Annotated in this window: 21 protein-coding genes and 2 tRNA genes; 9 read left to right on the top strand and 14 right to left on the bottom strand. The window is 47.9% G+C overall.

All coding sequences use genetic code 11. The features are described from left to right. Positions 1-9: 9 nt before the first annotated feature. On the bottom strand, positions 10-627 hold the full coding sequence (locus MYB54_RS02460; RefSeq protein WP_014916756.1) for a LysE family translocator: 618 nt from the start codon (positions 625-627) through the stop codon (positions 10-12). Positions 628-877: 250 nt separating this feature from the next. Here MYB54_RS02460 and MYB54_RS02455 point away from each other — a divergent pair, with 250 nt between their 5' ends. Beyond that, on the top strand, positions 878-1,762 hold the full coding sequence (locus MYB54_RS02455) for a LysR substrate-binding domain-containing protein (protein WP_248721461.1): 885 nt from the start codon (positions 878-880) through the stop codon (positions 1,760-1,762). A gap of 18 nt (positions 1,763-1,780) precedes the next feature. Continuing rightward, positions 1,781-2,947, top strand: a complete 1,167-nt coding sequence (locus MYB54_RS02450; RefSeq protein ID WP_014916758.1) for an MFS transporter — start codon at positions 1,781-1,783, stop codon at positions 2,945-2,947. A 624-nt stretch (positions 2,948-3,571) separates the two neighbouring features. Here MYB54_RS02450 and MYB54_RS02445 read toward each other — a convergent pair. The 5 genes from MYB54_RS02445 to MYB54_RS02430 all read right to left on the bottom strand — a co-directional run bounded on the left by MYB54_RS02445 (position 3,572) and on the right by MYB54_RS02430 (position 8,616). Further along, entirely contained in the window at positions 3,572-5,131 is a 1,560-nt protein-coding gene (locus MYB54_RS02445; protein WP_014916759.1) for a DUF262 domain-containing protein, read from the bottom strand. Continuing rightward, on the bottom strand, positions 5,128-6,069 hold the full coding sequence (locus tag MYB54_RS02440; RefSeq protein WP_014916760.1) for a hypothetical protein: 942 nt from the start codon (positions 6,067-6,069) through the stop codon (positions 5,128-5,130). The genes MYB54_RS02445 and MYB54_RS02440 overlap by 4 nt, the downstream gene beginning before the upstream one ends. Continuing rightward, the gene (locus tag MYB54_RS02435) at positions 6,066-7,283 is read right to left on the bottom strand and encodes a DUF3696 domain-containing protein (RefSeq protein WP_014916761.1); all 1,218 of its coding nucleotides are present in this window, start codon (positions 7,281-7,283) and stop codon (positions 6,066-6,068) included. Before MYB54_RS02435 ends, MYB54_RS02440 begins: the two co-directional genes overlap by 4 nt. A gap of 252 nt (positions 7,284-7,535) precedes the next feature. Then, the gene (locus tag MYB54_RS22015; protein WP_148276443.1) at positions 7,536-7,595 is read right to left on the bottom strand and encodes a phage integrase N-terminal domain-containing protein; all 60 of its coding nucleotides are present in this window, start codon (positions 7,593-7,595) and stop codon (positions 7,536-7,538) included. Between the two features lie 817 nt (positions 7,596-8,412). Further along, complete coding sequence (locus MYB54_RS02430) at positions 8,413-8,616, bottom strand: helix-turn-helix domain-containing protein (RefSeq protein WP_014916763.1); 204 nt, start codon at positions 8,614-8,616, stop codon at positions 8,413-8,415. A 104-nt stretch (positions 8,617-8,720) separates the two neighbouring features. Between MYB54_RS02430 and MYB54_RS02425 the strand changes: the two genes are divergently transcribed. Continuing rightward, the gene (locus tag MYB54_RS02425; RefSeq protein WP_014916764.1) at positions 8,721-8,984 is read left to right on the top strand and encodes a helix-turn-helix domain-containing protein; all 264 of its coding nucleotides are present in this window, start codon (positions 8,721-8,723) and stop codon (positions 8,982-8,984) included. 102 nt (positions 8,985-9,086) lie between these two features. Further along, positions 9,087-9,350 carry a helix-turn-helix domain-containing protein gene (locus tag MYB54_RS02420; protein WP_043902055.1) on the top strand — a complete coding sequence of 88 codons (264 nt, stop codon included), beginning with the start codon at positions 9,087-9,089 and terminating at the stop codon, positions 9,348-9,350. Positions 9,351-9,446: 96 nt separating this feature from the next. Here the strand turns inward: MYB54_RS02420 and MYB54_RS02415 are convergent, their stop codons facing one another. The 3 genes from MYB54_RS02415 to MYB54_RS02405 all read right to left on the bottom strand — a co-directional run bounded on the left by MYB54_RS02415 (position 9,447) and on the right by MYB54_RS02405 (position 11,878). Then, complete coding sequence (locus tag MYB54_RS02415; protein ID WP_014916766.1) at positions 9,447-10,142, bottom strand: YjjG family noncanonical pyrimidine nucleotidase; 696 nt, start codon at positions 10,140-10,142, stop codon at positions 9,447-9,449. Beyond that, on the bottom strand, positions 10,139-11,371 hold the full coding sequence (locus MYB54_RS02410) for an MFS transporter (RefSeq protein ID WP_071822618.1): 1,233 nt from the start codon (positions 11,369-11,371) through the stop codon (positions 10,139-10,141). Before MYB54_RS02410 ends, MYB54_RS02415 begins: the two co-directional genes overlap by 4 nt. Before the next feature lie 183 nt (positions 11,372-11,554). Beyond that, positions 11,555-11,878, bottom strand: a complete 324-nt coding sequence (locus MYB54_RS02405; protein WP_248721460.1) for an ArsR/SmtB family transcription factor — start codon at positions 11,876-11,878, stop codon at positions 11,555-11,557. 47 nt (positions 11,879-11,925) lie between these two features. Between MYB54_RS02405 and MYB54_RS02400 the strand changes: the two genes are divergently transcribed. Both MYB54_RS02400 and MYB54_RS02395 read left to right on the top strand, forming a co-directional pair. Then, complete coding sequence (locus tag MYB54_RS02400; RefSeq protein WP_014916770.1) at positions 11,926-12,099, top strand: hypothetical protein; 174 nt, start codon at positions 11,926-11,928, stop codon at positions 12,097-12,099. After that, positions 12,086-12,721 (top strand): dimethylsulfonioproprionate lyase family protein, encoded by a 636-nt coding sequence (locus MYB54_RS02395; protein ID WP_248721459.1) that lies wholly within the window; start codon positions 12,086-12,088, stop codon positions 12,719-12,721. Before MYB54_RS02400 ends, MYB54_RS02395 begins: the two co-directional genes overlap by 14 nt. A 51-nt stretch (positions 12,722-12,772) precedes the next feature. Here the strand turns inward: MYB54_RS02395 and MYB54_RS02390 are convergent, their stop codons facing one another. The 4 genes from MYB54_RS02390 to orn all read right to left on the bottom strand — a co-directional run bounded on the left by MYB54_RS02390 (position 12,773) and on the right by orn (position 14,770). Further along, positions 12,773-13,318, bottom strand: a complete 546-nt coding sequence (locus MYB54_RS02390) for a hypothetical protein (RefSeq protein WP_104210233.1) — start codon at positions 13,316-13,318, stop codon at positions 12,773-12,775. A 465-nt stretch (positions 13,319-13,783) separates the two neighbouring features. Further along, a tRNA-Gly gene (locus tag MYB54_RS02385) sits at positions 13,784-13,859 on the bottom strand. Positions 13,860-13,935: 76 nt separating this feature from the next. Beyond that, positions 13,936-14,011, bottom strand: a tRNA-Gly gene (locus tag MYB54_RS02380). Positions 14,012-14,227: 216 nt separating this feature from the next. After that, positions 14,228-14,770, bottom strand: a complete 543-nt coding sequence (gene orn, locus MYB54_RS02375; protein ID WP_010283124.1) for an oligoribonuclease — start codon at positions 14,768-14,770, stop codon at positions 14,228-14,230. A 183-nt stretch (positions 14,771-14,953) separates the two neighbouring features. Here orn and rsgA point away from each other — a divergent pair, with 183 nt between their 5' ends. The 3 genes from rsgA to mscM all read left to right on the top strand — a co-directional run bounded on the left by rsgA (position 14,954) and on the right by mscM (position 20,556). After that, the gene (rsgA, locus tag MYB54_RS02370; protein ID WP_039552660.1) at positions 14,954-16,003 is read left to right on the top strand and encodes a small ribosomal subunit biogenesis GTPase RsgA; all 1,050 of its coding nucleotides are present in this window, start codon (positions 14,954-14,956) and stop codon (positions 16,001-16,003) included. Positions 16,004-16,147: 144 nt separating this feature from the next. Beyond that, positions 16,148-17,176, top strand: coding sequence for an archaetidylserine decarboxylase (gene asd, locus MYB54_RS02365; RefSeq protein ID WP_039526960.1), 1,029 nt, complete (start codon positions 16,148-16,150; stop codon positions 17,174-17,176). A gap of 56 nt (positions 17,177-17,232) precedes the next feature. Beyond that, positions 17,233-20,556 (top strand): miniconductance mechanosensitive channel MscM, encoded by a 3,324-nt coding sequence (mscM, locus tag MYB54_RS02360; protein WP_248721458.1) that lies wholly within the window; start codon positions 17,233-17,235, stop codon positions 20,554-20,556. 51 nt (positions 20,557-20,607) lie between these two features. Here the strand turns inward: mscM and epmA are convergent, their stop codons facing one another. Then, positions 20,608-21,585 carry an elongation factor P--(R)-beta-lysine ligase gene (gene epmA / locus MYB54_RS02355; protein ID WP_039498020.1) on the bottom strand — a complete coding sequence of 326 codons (978 nt, stop codon included), beginning with the start codon at positions 21,583-21,585 and terminating at the stop codon, positions 20,608-20,610. Positions 21,586-21,762 lie beyond the last annotated feature (177 nt).

Here is a 21,762-nt window from a genome sequence, read left to right as displayed (position 1 = left end):
CGTCATGCATCAGAGCGTAATTTTGGTGAACGCCAGCGAAGCGCCTAGCGCAATCAGTGCAACGCCGATACCTTTGTCGACCAGACGTTGCTTGTCGAGCAGCCGGCGACGCATAGCCGGTGCGGCAAAAAACAGCGCGACAATGCTGAACCAGACCCAGTGCGCCACCGACATGAATAACCCATAGCCAAAATTATGGCTCATTGGGCTACCGGGCTGCACAACCTGAGTATAGGTGGCGACAACAAACAGCATGGTTTTTGGGTTAAGCGCGTTGGTGAGAAAGCCCATGCGAAACGCGGCAAGCGATGACGGCGCATGACCGGACGCTTCTTCTAATGTTATTTTTGTTTTATTGGTTAATGACTTATACCCCAGATAAATCAGATATGACGCTCCCAGAACTTTCATCGCCATAAATAGTATCGGAGAGTTCACAATGAATACCGCGATGCCAAAAACGGTATACATCACGTGGATCTGGACGCCACAGGCAATGCCAAACGCGCTGAGTAAACCGGCGCGCGAGCCAAAGGCATAGCTGTTGCGGGTCACCATGGCAAAATCAGGCCCCGGACTGATCACTGCCAAAATGGTGATCGTCGCGACGGCAATTAACTCATTCATTAACGTTTTCCTTGTTCAGCAAGCCATCACCTTCACGATGATTTTGCACAGATGGGTAACAGACAGGATAAAGGAGCAATGCAAAAATCACTGACGCAATACGGCTAGCAAAGATGCGACTCCTACGATATTTCCTCATTATTTAGGCCATTAGGCCTTTTAAATCTGAAGACAGTGTGATTATTCAGCGTTTGCATGTGGCAAAAAAGCGATTTATCTTGGTATAAATCTGTCAAATTTCATCGTGTATATGAAAATTCCCTCGTTAGCCTCTTTTCGCTTCTTTGAAGCGGCCGCACAAACAGGTAGCTTTGTTAAAGCCGCCGAATCCCTGCACGTCACGCATGGTGCTGTCAGCAGGCAGATCAGATTGCTGGAAGAAGCACTGGGGGTTGAGCTATTTGAACGGCGCAACCGGGCAATCTTTTTAAACGCGGCGGGACGTTCTTTGCATACGATCACGCAGTCCGTCTTCGAGCAGCTCGAAGGCGCGGTCTACCGGCTACAGCAAGGTGCGCAGGATGAGGTACTGACGCTGTCATGCGAGCCCACGATTGCCATGAAATGGCTGATTCCGCGGCTGCCGGCGTTTAATCAGGCGAATCCCGATATCAAACTTCATCTGGTGGCTGCGGGCGGGCCGATTGATTTTGTGCGTAGCGGCGTTGACCTCGCGCTGCGGCGTGACGATTTTCACTGGGATCCGCAAACGCATGGGGTAAAGGTATGTGACGAATGGATGGGGCCGGTAAGCCGCAATAAAACCGAGCGCAAGGAAAGTCTGGAGGGAATGCGTTTGCTCTATACTGGAACGCGACCGAAAGCGTGGGCAACCTGGCAACGACAGACGCATGTGTCACTCAAAGGCAGCACCAGAGCGGACTATGAACACTTTTATCTGTGTATTCAGGCGGCGGTATCGGGACTAGGCATGGCAATGGCGTCTTTCCTGATGGTGCAGGACGAGATTGCAAACGGGCAACTGCATGCACCGTATGGATTTGCGCGGGAGGGTTCTGCTTATTATCTATTATCGCCCATCCCCCTTGAACAAAATGAAAAGTACGTACGATTTCATACCTGGCTAATGCAGGAAGTGTCCACCTGCCTTTCCGGGGTTGAAAATGCTTGTTAAAACCGCACTGGAAAGACAATGACAGCATATGCCCGTGAAGCCAATTTCACGACACTGAACATGATTATCGCCGCCTCACTCGTGGGGTTGGTTACGGGGTACACGCTGCCGCTCATCAGCCTAAAGCTGGCCGAGCTCGGGCACAGCACCGCGACACTCGGTATTCTGGCAGCCCTTCCCGCAGCGGGGATGATGCTATCCTCTTTCGTTACGCCATGGCTCAGCCGCCACCTGCACGCCAGCTATCTGTTATCCGGCAGCCTGATCGTTCTGGCGGCATCCACCGTTGCCTCGTTCCTGCTGTCACACCCTGTTTCGCTCATCTTCCCCCGTCTGTTAACCGGGCTCGCCTCGGGGGTTTTGGTGGTGCTGGGAGAAACCTGGGTCACCAGTCGGGCGTCAGACAAACACAAAGCGACGCTGACGGGGCTGTATGCCGCCGTTTTCACAGGGTGTCAGCTGATAGGGCCGCTGCTGATTGCCGCTGGCGAGCCGATGCAAACCTATGCGCTATGGCTGATTTGCGCGCTATCCGCCGCGTGTGCGTTCATGTTGAGGAACTGCGCCACGATGGTTCAGGCAGATGAATCGTCCTCAGCATCTTATCGGGATCTTATTCCTTTTCTCCCGGCAATCGCTTCTGGCGTGCTCTGTTTCTCCTTCTTCGATGCCAGTATCCTTGCGCTCTTTCCGCTTTATGGCATGGAACAGGGCTTGGACGAAAAATCCGCGATCTTACTGGTCACACTCATTTTTCTGGGCGATGCCGTATTTCAGACACCGATTGGCTGGCTGGCAGACAAATGCGGCATCATCAAAACCCACATCGGCTGCGGCATCCTTTTCTGTGTGATGCTGGTCTTGATCACCTTCTCGTTCTCCTCCCCTTCGCTTTTGGTCCCCGTCTGTATCGTACTGGGCGCAGCGGCAGGCGGGCTTTACACACTGTCTCTGGTTCGGGCGGGTCAGAAATTTGCCGGTCAGCGGCTGATTGTGATGAATTCACTTCTGGGGCTGGTGTGGTCGGCTGGCAGTATCAGCGGGCCGCTATTCTCTGGTGCCGCCATCACGTTTTACGGCTACGACGGCCTCATCGCCATCTTGCTGCTCACCGGCGTGCTGTTTGTCGGTATACAGGGCGTATTAAGAAAAGAACGCGTATCGCGCTCGTTGGGTGAAGAGTGAATGCAGAAATCTGGCTCACCCAGCCCGCTACGGCTGGGTGAGCCAGAAATAGATACGCCAGATGGGCGACTTATGCAGCCATTTCGCGTTTGAACGTCTTGCTTGCGCATGCCGCTACGCACCAGCGGGTAAACAATATTCTTCCAGGCGCTCATCCAGGGGAAAAGTGCATCACTGATCTCTTCCCTTCGTTCAGTACCAGCGTAAAGGTGAGTTTTCGGTCATTATTCTACTTAAAAAAGAGGTTATCTGGTATGAAAAGACACGTTATACCAAAGAGTAGATTGCTTTTTCCCTGAAGCAGTATTGATCCTGAATAGTAAAAATTATAAAGCAGGGAATTATTAGAGAAAGAAACCAAAAGATTGGAACGGAAAATGAGATAAATATTCCTCACTCAATACATTGACTAAAAAAATATTTCAAGTACCAGTTTTTTGGTTGGTTATATTGGGTACTAGCTTGAAAATGCATACGTGGAGCTGTAATGTAGCCAAGCGTTTAACCATATAAAATTAAAAAATGAAACTTCATGATATCAACATATCAACATATCAACATATCAACATATCAACATATCAACATATCAACATCATGAAGTATAAATCAGAAATAATAATTAAGTTAAAGATATTCATTCCTTAGAAAGGAGACGATATCATCTGCAAAAGAATTATAAATCTTTGCCATATGATATCTACGAAACTCGATGATATTTTCCTTACTTCTATCATTTAATGATAGCGATACTGTAGGAACAGCCTTTTCAATTACATCGATAACGGATTTATACTCATTTTCAGAATATGTAAAAAAGACTTTACTCCCAAGAAAATTACTTAAACTTGAACGAAATAAACTTTGCGGTGGGAAAATTGAAAAAGAGTTAACATCACCGATAATGTTATTATCAAACAAAACTGAACCTACATAGTTTTTCAGCACTATTGCCAATGTCTTGCCGGAAGCAGAACCAGCAGAATACTTAGCAGATAAATCAGGTGAAACAGCAAGATTTAGCTGTTTGCTTAGGCTAACTTGTAGGCTGAATTCCTTTTTACTTAGCCCCTCTTTAAAGAAGAGTATAATCCCCTCTATTTTTGAAGGACTAGCCCTTCCAAGTTCATATATTGAAATAAAGAACAGCCAATTGCTTAAACGCTTAGTGGATTTCATCCCATGGTAAGAATGAAAATAATGAAATGCCATAAATAGAATATTTGTATAAGGTAGCAAAGAGAATTTATTAATTAGCATTTCATCAACAAAAAACCTCAATGTATCATCTAAAGAACTAAGTATTTTTTCTAATTGATGAGGATTATTTTTATTGATAGTCTTTAGTTTTTCAACAATTTTGTTCCTATCTTGATCATAAACTTCAAATCCGATTGCAGTTTTAATTAATTGAAGGTAGACTTCATTTTTGTTTTTTTCATCAATAAAGTATTTTTTAAAACAAGCACGAACATCATCAATGAATTTATTAATTCCACTGTCAGAATCACCATCGTATGTCAGTGCATAGACTATATCTTGCTGCCCGATATTTTTCCCCATAGAATTTAGCCTAGAAAACACCTCAACAACCTCAGACAAATCTCCACCATCTAATTTTATGACTGCCATTTTATACTTTCTAATTTTATCAGCTAAAATTTCGGCTTTTTCTATTAAAGAATCATCTGATGTTTCATCTATAATCCTGCGAGCTTCCTTTAAAAAAGAAGTTGTTTTTCTGAGTGATTTAATACTTATAAAATGAGAATCATCCCCTTTATTTCCAGGGGAGTGTGTAAAGGAATCCTCTCTAAGATTGAAATATAAATCCCATTTTCCATCTTCATCAAAAATGTCATCTGAAAGGCAACAAAAAAGTGTTGTCAGACGCTGTTGTCCATCAACTATGTAGTATTTCTCACCATTTGATTGACTGACAGCTCTTCCACCAACATAATTTGGAGTCGGGATATCTTTTCCACCACCATTCCATAAAAGAATGGAACCAATTGGATATCCTTTATAGATACTATCAAATAGATACTTAATATCTTTTTCTTTCCAAACATAGGGTCTTTGAAATTCTGGTAACACAATCTTACCATTTTCGATATTTGAAACCAAATCATCGATAAACATCACTTCTGGGCTTACTGAAGGTATTTCACTTTTGTCATTAATCATAATATTCTCTCAATAGCCGCACAGATTTTTTTAAATTCTGTATTTATCTTATCACATCGCAGAACAAAGTCATCTTTTGTTATTAACGCATCTTTTTTATAGACCAAACCAGCAATGTCTTTTCCAAAACCATTTTTTATTTCATCGTAAACTTCATCAGGGATGTTGGCATAGAGACCATTAAATGAAATATCAGTTTTATGCTTATGCCCACCTTTTCTCTTAAATCCAATTTTATAGTCAAAAAAATCTTTTTGTGTAGACGATAATTTTGAGAATGATTCAACTATTTTTTTTCTTGCAAAATCTAATTCTGAAATAATGCTATCCGGTATATAATTCTCTATCTCTCTTTTTTCAAGGGTACAGCAATGAACATTATTCTGAGCTGCAGTTTCAATTATCTTAGCTTGCACGTCACTAGTGTTGTCTCCTGGATATAATTGATCGGAATCATGAACAACTAAAATCCTTTTCATGTTATTCATTTTAGTTGCTTCGCTCAATATATGCTTGGGTATTTCACCACAACCTCCGGCCCCTCGAATCTCCCATGAAATATCTTTTGACTGTAAAAGAGATAGCTTTTTTTGACTTTTTAGTACGACATCAATAAATAACGCATCACTGAATTCATTTTCAAGAATCACTACAGCCTTACGGCTTAAAATTTTATTTAGATCTGACGCTCGAAATTTATCCCTCCCATTTCCTTCTTTTGAAATAGTTACTGTTAATTGATAATTCGTATTGGCTGCTGCGACAACCAACCTTTGAAGACAAGCCCTCTCAAATTCATTAATATTACTATGACTTATCAAGTCCTTAATATTAGACAAATCAATTGAGTGTGAGTCTTTATGTGAAATCATTCCTGAAAAAAACAGTAATTTATCATCAGACGAGTTTAATACATCCAATTCGCATTTTATTTTCATTTCAGCGAACTCGCCATGTTTAATGCGATTACTTCATCAAAATCCTCTTCAAAAATACCTTTAGGCCACCAATCAACGGCTCCTTTATCATCAACCTTAATTGGAGAAAGTCTCGCTGTCTTATTACTATCATCATAGTCAACATAAATAATATTTACATCTTCACAATCAATACCTTCTGCAACACGTCTTCTAATCCTTAGGACAAATTCTTTTGAATGAGTTTCAACAAAGACGATATTACTATTCCTTGCATTTAAATATAGATCGGCGACTATTCCACAAGCTGCAGGATGAATGTGTAACTCTGGCTGTTCAATTATTTCTATACCTTTTATTTTCTTTAAATCCCGCACATTTCTATTTATCACTGATGGAAATATTTGAGCAAACCCCATACCTTCATCAATTATATTTGACTCATTAAATTGATTACTACAAACAACTGAAAAAGATTTATCAAAAGAGCGTAACGCAAAATATTTTCCATTAAAATTACTATGCATCCACTCTTTAATCTTGTTACTTAAAACCCCATTGGATTTATAGTCAACATCCTTGAAAATGTACGGAGCATTTTGGCCTTTATCTCCAATATCAAGTTTTTTTATTGTTTTTACAGTATAGGTTCTTTGTAACTCCGATCTGAAAGGGCCTAAGTAACTTATATCAAAATCATAATTCCTAACATTTTCTAATAGAATAAAAATCACATTATCGCTATCCTTTAAATTTTTAGGGATTAACCCATCAAATACCAATTCCTGCACCTTACCTTCATAAATATATTTTACGCTTCCATTCTTCTCTAACCCTTCAAGATCTAATTCAGCTTGATATGTTATATCTTTATATATAGATTTGAAATTTGAAACCAATAGTGTTTTTAATTCAGTGGAAAAAGTCAACTCTGTAACAAATGATATTTGTTCGCCATCACAATCAAAAGTAGCACCTAATTCAAGCCTAGTGTATTCATTGTGACCATGGACTACATCATGATATGAAGCGCCTATATCGATGTCTAATGGAGTATAATCAACTACATTACCAGAACCAACATTCAATGATTTTAAAATTAAGGGAGCCAGTCTTGCTAAAGCACTTTTCCCCGCACTATTTTTTCCAATAAAAACATTGAATTTACCAACATCCAAGTTTATTTCTTTATATGCCTTATAATTTTTGGCATAAAACCTTATAGGTTTAATCATATTTCTTCTTATTCTTAGCTAAAAGAGATTTATCTTATTTAATTTATCCCAAACAGGCAACAGGTTATTTCATTAACATTTAAGCATACAGTTTCACATGCTGACTTTTAAGATTAGCATTCTATTATTCTAGTTATGAAAATATTTTATAGCTACTTTATTAGCTGTAATATTAACATAGGGACGGTGTACGTTTCTGGCATCAAAACCGTACACCTTACTCCTTAACCGTTCCGCACCAGTCAACTTGCTTCACTCGGCAGCCCTTAGAATGACTCGCACCGATGCCATTTCATTATGTAGCGTGCGCAGAGTAACTCCCTGTTCTAGCCACTAGACGATATAGCGACAGCAGATGACAGGCAAACCACCATACAATGGTGGTCGGCGAGATACCATCTAACCTGTCGTACCAACATCTGCATTTCACAGTTTAGACATGATATATGCTATCTCCAAATCCTCAATAACCTCTGTTCTACGGCACACGGCGACTCACGACACAGAGAAACCATGTCGCACTGGATAATACCTATGATTGAGATATTACGGAGATATCGGTTGTACAACTGCCAACATCGTCAGAGTAATGTCCTTAGGCATCGATTCAGTCCTTCCCTGATATGTGGGTTTACGAGAATTGGTGCAGAAAATGTGCATCAAGTGATAGGTCGCTTCAGAAAGCTCAGAGGCATAAGGGCTGGCGCAGAGATCGTTAGCGGCGTCACTTGCAACGGCTTACAGCCGTATGAAGTACTACGGCTTCATGAATAAACCAGACTGAGCCAACGAAGGCCAGCTATAAGACTGTTGATTCGAGGAGTATGAACAGGATAAAACCCTATGGTTACCAATATGATAAAAGAGCTACCATCACCGTAGCGATCACCCACAAAGAAGTAGCAAGTCAGGTTGAGAACAAGATTGGTCCTGCGTATTCTCTTGAAGCTCATGGCAACATGGGAATACTGCTTGCAACAGCAGTGTAACATTGACAATTTACTGTGCAAAAAACCCTATATCAAACGACCAACGCGCTGCACTTGTCGGTTCCACCACAGCAAGAAAAAAATTTTGTAAACTTCCACAGAGTTGGTTTTCAATCCCCCTCCACCCTGCGTCCGATATCCTAATAGCGCGAAGGCCAAATTTCTTCGGGGCGTTTGTTCAAAGCCTCAGCAATCAGTCTTTCGCCTTTCGGCCAGTGTCTTGTCAGCGCGTTCGCTAATGTGGACGAAGCTAGACCAGCTTTCCTTGAAACTGCCGCCAGCGTCGTACCTTTTTTCCTTAAAGACGCAATTATATCTGCTGGATGCCAGTCATTATTTTCCATCTTTATCTCCTCCATGATTTCAGCGTAAATGTTCAGTATATCTAAACAACTATAATGTTAAGTAATGCTAAACATTAAGTCAATATCTAATAGAGGTGTTGACTATGATTCCTATACGTCTCAAATCTGCACGGCTAAACGTCCATCTTACTCAGGAAGAACTGGGTACACTGGCAGGCATTGAAGAAGAAACCGCACGTTCACGCGTTTCACAGTATGAAAATGGGATACATCGGCCAACATTCGAAATGATGTGTGCCTTTGCTAAGGTGCTGAATGTACCGGAAGGTTACTTTTATACTGTTGATGACAAATTTGCAGAAATGCTTCTGGATCTCTTTCGTCAATACAAAAGTCGTTCCTTCTGATTTTTCTATTCTTGCCTATGACCTCTGTTCAGGGACTCTAAGCAACTAAAATGTAAAGCGATGCTAAACATGGCACCAATATGGATTATTGATGGTGTCATAATGCTACCTACTCGTCTAAAAGCAGCTCGCCTACGCGCTAAAATTACTCAGGAAAAATTAGGCGTACTTTCAGGTATCGAAGAAGCAACCGCCCGTTCCCGAGTTTCTCAGTACGAAAGCGGTACACATCGCCCCACCTTTGAAATGATGTGTTCCTTTGCCCGCGTTCTTAACGTACCTGAAAGTTATTTTTATACTCTCGATGACGAATTCGCAGAACGTATTCTGAAATTGTATGAAGACGAAGTCGTTCAGAATAAATAGTTCATCAAAATGTAGTGCTCAAACGAGCACTAAGAACGACGACAATCCACCGCGAGTTAACCATGGTGATTGTCGTCGATGTTGCGTGGTACAGGCTTAAGACTTTGCACTGATCTGCGTGAAGACATCTTGCAGGGTTGCGGCTTCGTAGGTTGGCGCGATATCCGAATCGTTGGCGGCTCCGCCTGCATTGAACCAGCAGCTGTCTATACCGTACAGGTTCGCCCCAAGAATATCGGCATCGAGCCTGTCGCCCACGATGATCGCTTTGGTTTTCTCGAACGAGCTAAATTTGCTGGCGGAGAACTCGAAGAAGCGCGCATCCGGCTTGGCGAAACCGCAAGCCTCAGAGGTGGCGACAAACGAGAGACAATCTGCCAAACCCGAGTTCGCCACACGCTTCGCCTGCACATGCTCAATACCATTGGTAATAATGCCAACTTCACCAATCTCGGCAAGCGCTTCACAGATCTGAACCGCGCCATCTACCAACACCACGGTCTCAGGCAGGCACTCCAGATAGAGGTTGCTCGCTTTGTGGGGATCGATATCGATGCGATGAAGGGAAAACGTGCGGCGGAATCGTTCTACTTTCAGGAGATCCTTGGAGATTTCCCCCTTTTCAAACTCACTCCATAGCTGAGTATTCTCGCGCTGATAGTCTGCGAACAGGGTCGTATTCTCAATATCGACGCCAAGGTTCGTCAGCGTACGCGCAAACGAAAGACGCTCAGAGGCTTTGAAGTCCAGCAGCGTGTCGTCAAGGTCAAACAGGAAATGGCGGTATTTCATAAATGTTGGTTACTCTGCATCAAGGAATCACTTCTGACGGAGACGGACTGCGCTGGTTTAGCGGCCGCTAGCGCACGGTTAACCCCCAGAAGTACGACGAGGAATGATAGCGTCAATAGCCCAATCATTACCCACGGAAACGCGCCCGGGCCTGCGCTGCTGAGAAGCAATCCTCCAATGACGCCCCCTGAAGCCACCGCGGTGTTCCACGATGTGGTAGACATCGACTGTGCGACGTCCACGGCGTCAGAAGAAAGGTGAGTCATTGCCGTTTGCGTGACGACGGAGAATCCCCCGAAAGAGATGCCCCACATAAAGACTGCCAGAATCAGAATGACCTGTACATCGGACCAAAGGCCCAGAAGGAGCGTCGCCGCGGCGAATAAGAACACCTCGGCAGGACCGAGACGCTTGAGGTTGCCATCGACGATAATGCCGGACAGCACAAGGCCAAACACCGCACCCGCACCGAAAATGAACAACACACCGTTGAGCCAGTCACCCATGGCGGAAGCCACGAGGAAAGGTTCGATGTAAATATACAGAATGTTGTGCGTGACGATGTAGGTGAGGATCAGCGCCAGCGTCGCCCCGACGCCACGCTTGGCGGCAACCTGAGGCAGTGATAACCGTTTATCCGCCGATTCCCCTGGGAAGTCGGGAGCAAAAAGCGCGATCCAGACAACAAGGAGCACCGCGATAGCCGACACGAGCCCAAATGCACCCTGCCAGCCGATGACTGACCCGAGAAGGCCGCCAATCGGTACGCCGAGAACCAGCGCCGCCGTAGAGCCCGCACCAACAATGGCAATGGCACGCCCGAGTAACCATCTGGGAACCATACGGGAGGCGTACCCGGCAAGCATCGACCAGACCACGCCACCGAACAGACCGGCGACAAAGCGGGCGGCCAGTGATAAAACGTAGTTGTCTGAAAAGGCGGTCACCGCATTCACGACGGCAAATCCGCTAATCGCAATGAGCAGCAGAGGTTTGCGTCGCATGCCGCGCGTCAGCGCCGTAGCGGGAATCGCAGATAACAGCGCCCCCAGAGCAAACGCGGTAATGAACTGGCCGGCCAGACTTTCAGAGACATCAAGACCCGTAGCGATCGCACTGAGGAGCCCTGCCGGCATGATCTCAGTCAGTAAGGTCAGAAACGCGGCTGTCGCAAGTGCGAGGAGCTTTAACACGGGGAGAGACGGGGTTTGGATTCGATTTGCACTCAAAATAATTATTTACCTGTAACGCGGACCTGTCGTGGCACACTGAATTTTGCCACCTAAGCAGAGATGATATCACTACATCCGTATACAAACAGGTAACATGATGTTCGACGACAGGGGGGTTCTCACGAGGAAACGCCCGATGACACGCAGGAATCCGCCCACTCGACACCAAGTCACAGCCAATCAGCCCTCAGTTTTCCCACACAATTCACCCGTCAACCACTGAATGTAATCCGCTAAAGCCACCTCATTTCTCTGGCAATACGTCCATTTCTGGTAGCGTTTTATCGTAATGAAACCCGCCTGCCGCAGCAGGTCGACATGCCGACTGGCCGTTGGCTGGGCGATATGCAGCGCGTCGGCGATCAGCGTAATACACACACCAAATTCCTGCGGATCGGCTGACGTCTGACCACTGAAATGTTGTTGCGGATGCTTCAGTAGCCGGAGTATTTCCAATCGAGGCTCGCTGGCTAATACTTTGACTTGGGTTGATCTCTCACTCATCTTTCGTATTATATAGTCATATAGCTAATATTGAATATGACAATAACATGCTTGAACTAAAACATAACGTTATTTTCGAAGGCCAGCCTGCCGCATGGGGCAAGGTTCAGCCGCTGGTGCTGATTCACGGTACGCCTTTTTACTCTGGCATTGAACCTTTGCTTACCGAGCTTGATGGTCCAGTGAGTCTTTTATGGGGCGAACATAATGAGCAGCAGTGACAGCATTCTCGAACACTTACTTTTCACGATCCACAAACGGTTAGTCTCGATACCTGTAGAACAACATTTACGTGGCGATCTCATCCCCATCGTCAATAGCTGGCCTTCCCTGCCAGTAAAAAACACGCGGCCGAATACCGCCGCACGGCTGCCTGCGGTTGATTACCTCGAACAAGCATTGAACATCGGAGAAACATCAGGAGACAGAGAGCTATGCTCAATGATCAGGCTATTAGCTCCCGCATTAAGTTGGAACTTTGATTATTCCCCTCATCCTGATTCTCCGTATCTGGACGAAAAAATCGCCTTTACACAATTTGTCGGACCTGAGGATTTCTGGATATCGTCGCATTTCGCGATAGGGCTGACGCTCATTGCACCAAAAACCCATTATCCAGCGCATTGCCATCCCGCGGCGGAGATTTACCTTCCTCTGGCTGGTACGGGTTTGTGGTCGATGGGGAATGGCGGCTATTTTCCGCGCCAACCCGGTGAGTTAATTTTTCACCCTAGCGGTGTGACACATGCGACTCGGGCGCAAGAAGAGCCCGTGCTTGCTTTGTACATATGGCACGGCAATATTCGTTCACCCTCTGAATGGCAGTACGGATCGTGTAAATAGCCATAAATTGCAGGCAATTGCCTGCAATTTATAGTAGAAAATGAAGAATTATTATTTCTTCATTTCAAGGCTTTTCATTGCCTCTTTGCTTAGGCCATCCTTTGAACTGCTAATAACACAATTGTAACTTTCATTTTTATTAATAATCATGAAAGTGCTCACCGGGTTTTTCATTTTTTTATCAAGAGAGAAAAGAATATTAGCCTCAGGTAAAACACTAGGGCTAAATGCACCAAACGAATAGCTATCAGAGAGACCCAAAGCGGATAAATCGGCCGTTAATTCCATGGGTTGTGTACTGTGTGGCGAAGGGAACATGGATTTTGCCGACATCATCATTGACTGGGTATTAATATTATATTCTGTTGTCACTTTCATGCCGGCGTATTTGGATTCAGGCATATTCAGCTGTTTCTCACACATCGCATCGTGCTGTGGGCTGGGCGTTCCATTTTGCAGGACAGCGTGAATATGTTTGAGTTCAACTTGCTCTTTTCCAGTATGTGCTTTTGCCGTGTCATCAGCCTGAGCAAACCCGCTCATCACTAAAGCCGCCGTCGCTACAACATGTAAAATAGTGCTATTTATTGCTTTCATTTTTCCATCCTCTTTTATCTGTAGGGATAACCATATGATCCATGATAACAACCCATTATTTATTAAATAAATAATCGGAATGCCTCATGAAATTTAAATGATACTCCCCAGATAGCGTCGAATAGAAAAAATCACTAAAAACAATAACAACCTTCTTCATTTTAAACGATGTGATTTTTATAAATGCATTCTGGTTATAAACATAGTTAAATTTTAATATTACGTCAAAATCAAACCGACATAAAAAATAAAATAGAAAAGAGAATCAGAATAAATATAACCAGACTAAGTATTTAATAAAATGATTTATCTACGATATCAACGATCAAGGCACAGCCCAGAGACATCACTCAGCGCACAGCATGGGTTTCTTACGCGATGAAGAAAGCAGAAAGTGTTTAACGGATTTGATACATGAAAAGAGAAAAGGACACTGAATTGAAGGAAAGAAAAAAACTAAAAGATTGGAGCGGGAAACGAGACTCGAACTCGCGACCCCGACCTTGGCAAGGTCGTGCTCTACCAACTGAGCTATTCCCGCATATCGGACAGACATTAACAGGCGTTACGTCTGATTACTGCGCACTGCTTGTATGGTGACAAACAGTGATAAAACTTGGAGCGGGAAACGAGACTCGAACTCGCGACCCCGACCTTGGCAAGGTCGTGCTCTACCAACTGAGCTATTCCCGCCCGGTAAATCTTCACACGATGTTGAAGTTCTTTAATTGAAATTCTTCATCGGTATGGGGTGCGCATTATACGAGAAATCCGTTTAACCGCAAGCCCCCCAAAATGAAAAATTGTCTGACTGCTGATAAAAAAAACAATACGCTGACAAAACAGGCGTTGTGACGTAAATAGCAGCAGATCGCGGCACATCACGCCCTACCCGTTTTGCTTCAACGACTACAGCCGCAGAAAGTTCTCACGGTAATAGGCCAATTCCGCCAGTGATTCGCGAATGTCGTCCATCGCCTGATGCGTGCCTTGCTTCTTAAAGCCCGTCAGGATTTCTGGCTTCCAGCGTCGCGCCAGTTCTTTGAGCGTGCTGACATCCAGATAGCGGTAGTGGAAGTAGGCTTCCAGCTCTGGCATATAGCGGAACAAGAAGCGACGATCCTGACCGATGCTGTTGCCACAGATCGGCGATTTACCCGCCGGTACCCATTTTTGTAGAAACGCCAGCGTTTCCAACTCGGCAGCGCGTTCATCCGTCGTGCTGGCTTTGACGCGATCCGTCAGGCCGCTGGCACCGTGCGTACGCACATTCCAGTCATCCATCAGCGCCAGTTGGCTGTCTGACTGATGCACCGCCATGACCGGCCCTTCAGCCAACACGTTCAAATTTGCATCCGTCACCAGCGTTGCGATCTCAATGATGCGATCGTGATCCGGGTTCAGACCCGTCATCTCAAGATCGATCCAGATCAGGTTATTTTCATCTACCATCGTGGGAATTCCTGTTGCATTGTGCCCTGTCGTCGATACAAGGATACCAGTATCAATCTCAATGCTGATACCGATAAGGTGGTATCAGTTAATTAAAATCAAATAGGGTGTATTATAGTCGGTTCAAACGCGGCGGGCGATAACGCACTGCCGCGAACGATAAATCGTCTTAAGTGAGGCTCAGTGAGCAAAAAGAAACTGTCGAAAGGTCAGCAGCGTCGGGTTAGCGCAAACCACCAGCGTCGCCTGAAAAAAACGGAAAGCAAAGTCGAATGGGAAGATAGCCAACTGGGCGATGCGCAGGAAGGCATTATCATCAGCCGATTCGGTATGCACGCCGATGTGGAAGCCGCCGATGGCGTGGTGCACCGCTGCAACATTCGTCGGACCCTTTCATCGCTGGTCACGGGCGACCGCGTCGTCTGGCGCCCAGGCCATGAATCACTCGCAGGCATCAGCGGGATCGTGGAAGCCGTTCACCCTCGCCATTCCGTCCTGACCCGCCCCGACTATTACGATGGCATTAAACCGATCGCCGCCAATATCGATCAGATCGTGATCGTTTCGGCGATCTTGCCTGAGCTGTCGCTGAATATTATCGATCGCTATCTGGTCGCCTGCGAAACGCTGGAGATCGACCCGCTGATCGTGCTGAACAAAATTGACCTGCTGGATGACAAATCTCGCCAGTTTGTTGATAAACAAATGGATATCTACCGCGCCCTCGACTATCGCGTGCTGATGGTTTCCAGCCATACTCAACAGGGTATCCCTGAATTGGAGCAAGCCCTCACCGACCGTATCAGTATTTTCGCCGGACAGTCAGGTGTCGGGAAGTCCAGCCTGCTTAACGCGCTGCTCGCACTGGACGAAGAACGAATTCTGGTGAATGAGGTGTCTGATAACTCAGGATTGGGGCAACACACCACCACCGCCTCCCGGCTTTACCACTTCCCGCACGGCGGCGACGTGATCGACTCACCGGGCGTGCGTGAATTTGGTCTGTGGCATCTGGAACCTGAACAGGTGACAAGTGGTTTCATTGAGTTACGTAAATACATCGGCTCATGTAAGTTCCGCGACTGTAAACATGAAAACGATCCAGGCTGCGCGATCAATGCTGCACTTGCGCGCGGAGAGATTGCCACAGAGCGTTTTGATAACTATCACCGGATTCTGGAAAGCATGGCGCAAGTAAAAACGCGTAAAGGCTTTTCGGATACAGATAACTGACATTTATCATGACCATCGTTACAATGCGCCCCCTTTGAGGGTAAGTGAATCCGCTAACTCTCTTTCTGGGCTACCGCTGGCAACATCAGGCGTGTTTCCCAGACAGCTTATTTTATGGCGCACTATTAATCCAAGAGGCTCACAGTGCTGGATAATATCAAAATCAAACTACAGTATTGGCTTCCCAAGATCTGGCTGACCCGCTTAGCGGGCTGGGGAGCAAATAAGCGAGCAGGAAAACTCACCAAGCTGGTGATCGATCTGTTTGTCCGCCAATACAACGTCAACATGCAGGAAGCGCAGCAGCCGGATACCGCCTCCTACCGCACGTTTAACGAATTTTTCGTTCGCCCTCTGCGTCCTGGCATTCGCCCTGTCGATCCCCATGCGCACCGTCTGGTGCAGCCCGCTGACGGCGTGCTGTCGCAGTTTGGCCCTATTACCGACGGCAAGCTAATTCAGGCGAAGAACCACGACTACACGCTGGAAGCATTGCTGGCCGGCAACTATGTGATGGCCGATCTGTTCCGCGACGGTCTGTTTGCCACCATTTATCTTTCTCCGCGTGATTATCACCGCCTCCACATGCCGTGCGACGGCGTGCTGCGCGAGATGATTTATGTGCCGGGTGACCTGTTCTCCGTCAATCTGCTGACGGCCGATAACGTGCCGAATCTGTTTGCACGTAACGAACGCGTCATTTGCCTGTTTGATACTGAATTCGGCCCATTGGCCCAGATTCTGGTGGGTGCGACCATTGTCGGCAGCATCGAAACCGTGTGGTCAGGCGTGGTAACACCACCGCGTGAAGGCATCATCAAGCGTTGGACTTACCCGCAGGCGGGTGAAGAAGGTGCCGTCGTACTGGCAAAAGGCGAGGAAATGGGTCGCTTCAAGCTGGGCTCAACCGTGATTAACCTGTTTGCCGCAGGCAATAATCTCCAGTTTGCTGCTCACCTGAATACCATGAGCGTGACGCGTATGGGCGAGCCGTTTGCCGAAGTCCGTCAGGATGAGCAAACGCCTGTTGTCTTCCCGGAAGGCACCGAGCTGGAAGCTAACGACGCCGCACTGTCGCCTGCCGCGGTAGCATCTGAGCCCGCTCAGGTTGAGGGACAAAATCCTGCGGTTGAGGCATCCGGCCAGACGGGCCACAAACCCGACGCGCCGTAAATAACGGCCGACTTTAGTCGCTTGTAAGAGTGTTGTTTGTAATAAAGGTAGCTAACGTGCGTCTGATTCTGACTTTTCTTTTGGGATGTTTATTATCAACTGCCGCGTTGGCTGCCACTGCGCCCAATGAGGCGCAGCTACGCCAGCAGCTACAGCAGGCGGAGGCCAACAAAGGTGCAGCCGATCAGGCGAAAATTGTTGAGGAATATCAGGCTGCGCTGAACACCCTCCAGGATCGCAAAGAATCACTGGAGCGCGCCACACAGTATCAGCGCGTTATTGATGATTTCCCCAAACTGGTTCAGGAGCTGCGTCGCCAGCTTAATGCCGAAGACGGCAAACCGTCGTCTATTTCAGACAGTCTCTCCAGCAACGATCTTGAACAGCAGTTACTGCAAACCAGTAGCCAACTGCTGGAACAGGCGCGCCAGCTCCAACAGGAACAGGATCGGCTGCGTGAAATCAGCGACTCACTGAGCCAGCTTCCGCAGCAGCAAACCGAAGCCAGCCGCATGCAAAGCGATGCGGAACGCCGTATTCAGTCTCTCGGTACGCCTGCTACCCCGCTGGGGCAAGCGCAGCTCGTCGCGCTCCAGGCCGAATCTGCCCTGCGCAAAAGTCGGGTCGACGAACTGGAGCTGGCACAGCTTTCAGCCAGCAATCGTCAGGAGCTATCCCGGTTACGTGTCGAACTGTATAAAAAGCGCCACGACAGGCTGGATCTGCTGCAACAGGATTTACGCAGCAGACTCAACAATATGCGCCAGCGCGAAGCCGAACAGGCATTAGAACGCACAGAGCTGCTCGCGGAACAAAGTGGCGATTTACCCAGCGTCATCAGCAAGCAGCTACAGGTTAACCGCGAGCTTTCCGTCGCGCTGAACCAGCAAGCGCAGCGGATGGACCTCATTGCTTCTCAGCAGCGTCAGGCTGCCACGCACACCATTCAGGTTCGTCAGGCGCTGAGCACCATCCGCGAACAGGCACAGTGGCTCGGCGTTTCACCGATATTAGGTGAAACGTTACGGGCACAGATCGCCCGCCTGCCGGAAATGCCCAAGCCTCAGTTGCTGGATAGCGACATGGCGCAGTTACGCGTGCAGCGGCTGCACTTTGAAGATCTGATCAACAAACCGCAGGATCTTGATAAAGCCAAACAGGACAACGGCGATCCGCTGACCAGCACACAGCAGCGTATTCTGACCGACCAGATGCGAACCCAGCGCGACCTGTTGACTTCACTGATCTCCGGTTGCGATTCACAGATACTCGAACTGACCAAACTCAAAGTCGCCAATAACCAGTTGGCGGATGCATTGACCGAAACACGGGAAGCAGCCCATCGCGACCTGTTCTGGGTGGCGGATGTTGACCCTGTGACGTTCGCTTATCCGCTCAAACTGGTACAGGATCTGACGCGCCTGCTGTCACTGGATACGCTGACGCAGTTGGGTAGCGCGCTGGTAATGATGGTGACCAGCCAGGAAACCGTGCTACCGCTGCTGGGTGCACTGCTGCTGGTTGGCTTTAGTATCAGCTCGCGTCGTCACTATCATGCGTTTATGGAACGTGCCAGCAGCCGCGTCGGCAAGGTCACGCTCGATCACTTTATGCTGACGCTGCGTACCGTATTCTGGTCTATCCTTACCGCCCTGCCGCTGCCGGTGCTCTGGGCCGCGCTGGGATACGGGCTGCAAAACGCCTGGCCTTACCCGATTGCCGTCGCTATCGGCGACAGCGTGACCGCCACCGTGCCGTTGATGTGGCTGGTGATGATCAGCGCCTCATTCTCGCACCCGCAGGGGCTGTTCATTGTCCACTTCCGCTGGTCGCCGGAGCGCGTAGCCAGAGCGATGCGCTACTATCGTCTCTCGATTGCCTTTATCGTGCCGCTGATTATGGCGCTGATTACGTTCGATAAGCTCAACGATCGCGAGTTTTCCAGCACGCTGGGGCGGCTCTGCTTCATCCTGCTCTGTATGGCGCTGAGCCTGGTCACGACCGGATTAAAACGCGCGGGCATCCCGCTGTATCTGGACAAAGAAGGTTCGGGGGAAAACTCCGTTAACCGAGCGATGTGGAACATCCTGATCGCCATGCCGCTCGTTGCTGCGCTGGCTTCCTGCATCGGCTATCTGGCAACCGCACAGGCGCTGTTAGCCCGTCTGGAAACCTCCGTCTCTATCTGGTTCTTCCTGCTGGTGGTTTACCACATTATTCGCCGTTGGATGTTAATTCAGCGCCGCCGCATCGCCTTCGACCGCGCCAAACAGCGACGTTCGGAAATTCTGGCGCAGCGTGCCAAAGGTGAAGAAGACTCGCCGTCTGCGTCGTCCCATGAAAGCAGTTCGGACGCGGTGGAAGAACCCGTCGTCGATCTGGATGCCATCAGCGCCAAGTCCCTCCAGCTAGTACGCTCCATTCTGACACTGATCGCACTGGTTTCCGTTATCGCGCTGTGGTCAGAAATTCATTCTGCCTTCGCGTTCCTCGAAAATATCAGCCTGTGGGATGTTTCCAGCACGGTCAAAGGCGTAGAAAGCGTACAGGCGATTACGCTGGGATCGGTGCTGATCGCGATTCTGATCTTCATTGTTACTGCGCAGCTGGTACGTAACCTGCCCGCCCTGCTGGAGCTGGCAATCCTACAGCATCTGGATCTGTCGCCGGGCAGCGGTTACGCCATTACCACCATCAGCAAATATATTCTGATGCTGATCGGCTGCCTGATGGGCTTCTCGCTGATCGGGATCGAATGGTCGAAACTGCAATGGCTGGTTGCTGCACTAGGTGTGGGACTCGGGTTCGGCTTGCAGGAGATCTTTGCCAACTTTATCTCCGGCCTGATCATCCTGTTTGAGAAACCGATCCGCATCGGCGATACGGTCACGATCCGCGATCTCACGGGTAGCGTCATGCGTATTAACACCCGCGCCACCACCATTTCCGACTGGGATAGAAAAGAGATCATCGTGCCGAACAAGGCATTTATCACCGAGCAGTTTATCAACTGGTCGCTATCGGATTCCGTCACGCGTGTGGTGATGACGGTGCCTGCTCCGGCGAACGCGAACAGTCAGGAAGTCACGGAACTGCTGATGGATGCAGTGAAGCGCTGTTCGCTGATTCTGGATACGCCAGAGCCAGAAGCCTTCCTGGTTGACCTGCAACAGGGGATTCAGATTTTTGAGCTGCGCGTGTTCGCCGCCGAAATGGGGCACCGTATGCCGCTGCGCCACGAACTGCATCAGCTGATTCTGGAAAACTACCGCAAACACAATCTGGAGCTTCCTTTCCCACCGTTCCAGGTGAAAATGGACAATCTGTCACGCAGTGGAAAAACGCTGACGCCACGGCAGCGGACGCCGGGCAGCTTATAAGAAGGGAAAATGGGCGGCGGCCAGATGTGGCCCCGCCCTACTTCAAACGGATTACGCGCGATCGACGGAGAACGCGATCACATCACTCAGCCTCTCGGCATTCAGTGCCAGCATAATCAAACGATCCACACCTAACGCCACACCCGCACACTCCGGCAGACCGTGTTTTAGTGCCGCCAGCAGGTTTTCATCAATCGGCTGCTGTGGCAAATCCCGCGCGGCACGCTTGCGATTATCCTGCTCGAAACGCTGACGTTGCTCATCGGCATCGGTCAATTCGCGGAAGCCGTTCGCCAGCTCGATCCCTTTGAAATAGACTTCAAAACGCTCGGCGACACGATGGTCTTCCGAACTGATCTCGGCCAGTGAAGCCTGCGTTGCCGGGAAATGATAGACAAACGCCGGTTTGTCGCGCCCGATATGCGGCTCAACGCCAAAGGTGAACAGCATCTGCACCAGCGAATCGCGATCGTCTTCACGGCAGGCGATATCGCCCAGCCCGAGTTTTTCTGCTGCTTCGCGCAGCTGCGCTTTATCAACAGACAGAGGGTCGATCTCCAGATGGCGTAAAAACGCCTGCTGATAGGAGAGCATTTCCGCGCTTTCACAATCCAGTACCTGCTGCAACAGGTCATCGACCTCATTCATCAGGCGGTACATATCATAGTGAGGGCGATACCATTCCAGCATAGTGAATTCTGGGTTGTGGTGTCGGCCTGATTCTTCATTGCGGAAACTGCGGCCCAGCTGAAAGATCGGTCCGCTACCGGCAGCCAGCAGACGCTTCATGTGGTATTCCGGGCTGGTCATCAAATACAGCGTCATGCCATCCGCAGCACCGGGACCAACGAAGCGGGTCTGGAACGGGTATAAGAAAATATCCGTTACCGTAGCCTGGCTCATGGCAGGCGTTTCGACCTCCAGTACACCACGATCGGTGAAGAAACGTCGGACAGCAGCAATGATCGACGCTCGTTTCAACAAATTAGCGACAGAAGCACTAGGTTGCCAACTTGTCGTCTCGCTCATGGTTCTTACTCCAAAGTCAAACAGGGGGTGCAGTCTACCCGCATCAGCCCAAATTTCCAGCGGAAAAAAGGCCAGACGCGCTTTTCAGCAATGCATGCTCTACCCTCCAAGAGGGAGCGGTCAGGATAGTCGCTATAAATTATATCCAGTGGATCATTTTCTTATATCCACCTCAAA

The organism is Pectobacterium nicotianae (genome assembly GCF_023272715.1).
Classification (GTDB): domain Bacteria; phylum Pseudomonadota; class Gammaproteobacteria; order Enterobacterales; family Enterobacteriaceae; genus Pectobacterium; species Pectobacterium brasiliense.
The sequence above is the reverse complement of the archived record's forward strand: the minus strand, read 5'-3'. Positions and strand labels throughout refer to the sequence as shown.

What these genes read in the sequence shown, in the direction of transcription:
- MYB54_RS02455 (WP_248721461.1), top strand. Translation starts at nt 878, where the DNA reads ATGAAAATTCCCTCGTTAGCCTCTTTTCGCTTCTTTGAAGCGGCCGCA.
- MYB54_RS02460 (WP_014916756.1), bottom strand. Translation starts at nt 627, where the DNA reads ATGAATGAGTTAATTGCCGTCGCGACGATCACCATTTTGGCAGTGATC.
- orn (WP_010283124.1), bottom strand. Translation starts at nt 14,770, where the DNA reads ATGGTAGATGAAAATAACCTGATCTGGATCGATCTTGAGATGACGGGT.
- MYB54_RS02450 (WP_014916758.1), top strand. Translation starts at nt 1,781, where the DNA reads ATGACAGCATATGCCCGTGAAGCCAATTTCACGACACTGAACATGATT.
- MYB54_RS02400 (WP_014916770.1), top strand. Translation starts at nt 11,926, where the DNA reads ATGCTTGAACTAAAACATAACGTTATTTTCGAAGGCCAGCCTGCCGCA.
- MYB54_RS02395 (WP_248721459.1), top strand. Translation starts at nt 12,086, where the DNA reads ATGAGCAGCAGTGACAGCATTCTCGAACACTTACTTTTCACGATCCAC.
- MYB54_RS02440 (WP_014916760.1), bottom strand. Translation starts at nt 6,069, where the DNA reads ATGAAAATAAAATGCGAATTGGATGTATTAAACTCGTCTGATGATAAA.
- MYB54_RS02390 (WP_104210233.1), bottom strand. Translation starts at nt 13,318, where the DNA reads ATGAAAGCAATAAATAGCACTATTTTACATGTTGTAGCGACGGCGGCT.
- MYB54_RS02415 (WP_014916766.1), bottom strand. Translation starts at nt 10,142, where the DNA reads ATGAAATACCGCCATTTCCTGTTTGACCTTGACGACACGCTGCTGGAC.
- epmA (WP_039498020.1), bottom strand. Translation starts at nt 21,585, where the DNA reads ATGAGCGAGACGACAAGTTGGCAACCTAGTGCTTCTGTCGCTAATTTG.
- MYB54_RS02430 (WP_014916763.1), bottom strand. Translation starts at nt 8,616, where the DNA reads ATGGAAAATAATGACTGGCATCCAGCAGATATAATTGCGTCTTTAAGG.
- MYB54_RS02435 (WP_014916761.1), bottom strand. Translation starts at nt 7,283, where the DNA reads ATGATTAAACCTATAAGGTTTTATGCCAAAAATTATAAGGCATATAAA.
- MYB54_RS02425 (WP_014916764.1), top strand. Translation starts at nt 8,721, where the DNA reads ATGATTCCTATACGTCTCAAATCTGCACGGCTAAACGTCCATCTTACT.
- MYB54_RS02445 (WP_014916759.1), bottom strand. Translation starts at nt 5,131, where the DNA reads ATGATTAATGACAAAAGTGAAATACCTTCAGTAAGCCCAGAAGTGATG.
- MYB54_RS02405 (WP_248721460.1), bottom strand. Translation starts at nt 11,878, where the DNA reads ATGAGTGAGAGATCAACCCAAGTCAAAGTATTAGCCAGCGAGCCTCGA.
- MYB54_RS02420 (WP_043902055.1), top strand. Translation starts at nt 9,087, where the DNA reads ATGCTACCTACTCGTCTAAAAGCAGCTCGCCTACGCGCTAAAATTACT.